Here is a 3,106-nt window from a genome sequence, read left to right on the forward strand (position 1 = left end):
AAATGACAACTTGCATAAGTTTAGCTACATGAGCCAGCTTTTATGTGGGCCTGGAATGGTCCAAATCCCCATAACAATTACAGCTAGGCCACTTAGCAATCGGATATTCGAGTTTCTTATTGCATTCTGAAATTTGATACTTATGGTGCCAGTAAAAAGTAGTGCTGGCATAGTGCCAATGCCAAATGCCAGCATCAAAAGTGGTGAGCTAATGAGAGAGCCTTGTGCTGCCGACCAAACCAAGGTGCTATAAACTAAGCCGCAGGGTAACCAACCCCAAAAAAAACCCACCATAAAGGCTTTTGGGCTGCTATTGATTGGATAGAACGCTTTTGACAGCGGCTTTATAAACGAAAATGCTCTAGCGCCCAGCCTTTCTAAATGAACCAGCATTTTTGATAATCCGGCAATATACAATCCCATAAAAATCATGATAATACCTGCGAGGAAGCGAAGGAGCTTTCCAGCGCCAAGATCTTGCGCAAAGTAACCTACTATCCCCACGACGAATCCAGCCAGGACATATGAGAAAATTCGGCCTAGATTTAACAGATTAAGAAACCAGACTTTTTCTGAAGGACTTTTGGCATTAAGGCCCATCGATAGCGCAGAGCTCAACCCGCCGCACATGCCAATACAGTGCGCGCTACCCAGTAAGCCAATCAGAAACGCACTACCAAATTGTAAGGCAAAGTCATTCATCATACTCTTCAACCTTTAATTGGTAGTGTTAAGTTAAGGTTAATACTCCTGCCCTGGCCGAGTGCATAGCCTTTATAAGTATCTAAAAAGTTACTATGGCCTTTATCAAAAAGATTGGTTACCGAGAGTCGCAATATTAGCGGAGACGAACGTAAATTTAGCTCGCCCTTTAGCCCGACATTCCAAAGTGCATAGGCTTCAGTAGATGCAGTGCCAAAAGGTAACCTATCGTATTGTGAAAAAGGTTCGTAAACACCGGCACTTTGTTTTTTTGCGTAATATTGCGTATTGAGATATAGCTCTGCAGCCTGAAAAATCAGAAAAGTCTCTGGCTGCCACAGCAGCTCTGCATGAAATTTGTTTGCAGGAAGTAACGGCAGCTCCGTACCAATATCGCTAAGTTTACTGTTGATTTTGGTATAGTTTGCCTGAAGTTTGATGCTATCAGTAAACTGCCATTCTGCTTCTATTTCACTGCCCCAGAGTCTTGCATCACCTTGTTCGAGACGATGAATAGGTAAACCGGATGGTGCATGGAGCTCTGAGGTTCTGGCTTGGTAGATATAGTCATCAATGGCGTTATGAAAGACAATAAATGAAACATTAACGCGCTGCGTAAAATAACGAATACCGATATCTTTGTTGAAAGAATATTCCTCCTCAAGCAAGGGGTTACCCTGCTGATAGGCTGCCACGCCGCCATGAACGCCCTTAGCATAAAGATCAAACACAGAAGGCGCACGGAACCCTCGGGCCAGATGTGTGGTCGCTAACCAACTATCTGCAAATTGCCAGGTGAGTCCTAAAGAGCCACTTAAAGCATTCCACTGACGCGAGTCGCTTTCTAGCGTTGATAAATCTGCCTGCTGCTTGATATGGTCGAAGCGTAAACCAATTTCCGTTACCCACCGTCCTGCTGATTGGCGTTCAAAGGCAAAAACGGAATAACTTTTGTTGTTAGCATCCGGAATGAGTGTGCCCACATGGGTATATTGCTGCTTATTTACTACATCGACACCCAGTTCACCTAGCCAACCACCTATTGCTTCGTGCTGCACTGAAAAGCGACCTTGATAACGGTTAAGCTCAAGGCTCAAGTCAACGTTATCACCATTGAGTGCCTGATAGGCAATACCGGTTCCAGCATCCCGCAGGTTTTGCTGCCAGCTTAAGCGTGATTTTATTAATAACATATCGTTAAATTGATAAGCGCTATCAAATAACACGTTGTGATTTTTCAGAAATTGGCCGGTGGGTTGACCATTTTGTTGTAGATAATTCTGGTCATTAGACCAAAATGTATAGCGTAACGTGCTTTCAAATGTGTCATTAGCAAAACCAATAGCAGATGCTAAATCCTTCGCTTTAAAATCAGTAAAAGGGATCTCTCCGGAAAAAAGTGGAGCCGTGCCGCTAGTGTTCGCAGGGAAAGTTAATACCTTAGGTGTCGAGAAGTTGTCCGCTTCGGTTTGCCCTAATCCTACATAGCCGCCCCAGTTGTTGTAGCTCACATCGCCATCAAAATAGACAGCACGCTGGTTGTTGTTCGTCTGGTATTGCGAAAAGAGCGTTGCTCGGTTTATCCCGGCCGAGCCTGAATCAAGCAATAAAGGTCTGCTGATGACATTGACAACGCCTCCCATCGCCTCGGCACCGTATAAGACACTCATTGGACCTTTAACGACCTCAACCCTATCAGCTAAAACCGGATCAAGATTAGGTGGATGTCTGACACCATATTGTTGATGATCTTGCGGTACCCCATCTAAAAGAATTCGGATCCGATCACCGCTAAGTCCTCTTAAAACCGGTTTGCCTGATTGACCACCGGTTGCAACGTTACTGATACCTGCCATTTTTTCTAAGCTTGCTCCTAAAGACAGTGACTGGTAGCGCGCCTTTTCATCACCCGCTAATACCTCAATTGCAGACGCTGAATCATTAACCCGCGTTTTAAAGGGGGATGCGGTGATGTTTATTCGCTCTATGTCGCGCTCAGAGTTTTGATTAAATGTGTCTTCGCTATCTAAGCGAGTGTTGGCATAAGCAACATTAAAAAGGGTACATCCTTGTACCAGAAGTAACACTGAGCAGAGTTCGGTCAAACGTATCATGTCGAGTCCAAAATATTAGCATTTACTAAATGTTATAATATTACAAAATGATTTTCAGGTTTTTTGGCTGCGACATTTTGTCGCACATGTTCGGGAGCAAGACGTGATGACAGGGGGTATTTTTATTTTACTGACCTCATCAATTGAACAATAACGTTTGGACTTTCAAATACAAGAATGAGTTTAAAGTCTTTATTTAAATGTAATTTTTGAAATGTTTGATAGTTTAAAGAGATTAGAAAGTTGTCATTAACAATTACTATCAATCATCTTTTCGCAATGTAGCCCCT

General features: G+C 43.2%; 2 protein-coding genes. Both read right to left on the reverse strand.

Translation table 11 applies throughout. The features are described 5' to 3' along the window. Positions 1-24 precede the first annotated feature (24 nt). Positions 25-705 carry a sulfite exporter TauE/SafE family protein gene (locus tag NWQ57_RS10965; protein ID WP_306022190.1) on the reverse strand — a complete coding sequence of 227 codons (681 nt, stop codon included), beginning with the start codon at positions 703-705 and terminating at the stop codon, positions 25-27. 5 nt (positions 706-710) lie between these two features. Then, positions 711-2,816 (reverse strand): TonB-dependent siderophore receptor, encoded by a 2,106-nt coding sequence (locus NWQ57_RS10970; RefSeq protein WP_306022191.1) that lies wholly within the window; start codon positions 2,814-2,816, stop codon positions 711-713. Between the last annotated feature and the right edge of the window lie 290 nt (positions 2,817-3,106).

The organism is Paraglaciecola sp., assembly GCF_030730205.1.
In the GTDB taxonomy this organism is placed as follows: domain Bacteria; phylum Pseudomonadota; class Gammaproteobacteria; order Enterobacterales; family Alteromonadaceae; genus Paraglaciecola.

Bases quoted from the DNA above. Each gene is read 5' to 3' on its own strand.
- NWQ57_RS10965 (WP_306022190.1), bottom strand. From the start codon at position 705: ATGATGAATGACTTTGCCTTACAATTTGGTAGTGCGTTTCTGATTGGC.
- NWQ57_RS10970 (WP_306022191.1), bottom strand. From the start codon at position 2,816: ATGATACGTTTGACCGAACTCTGCTCAGTGTTACTTCTGGTACAAGGA.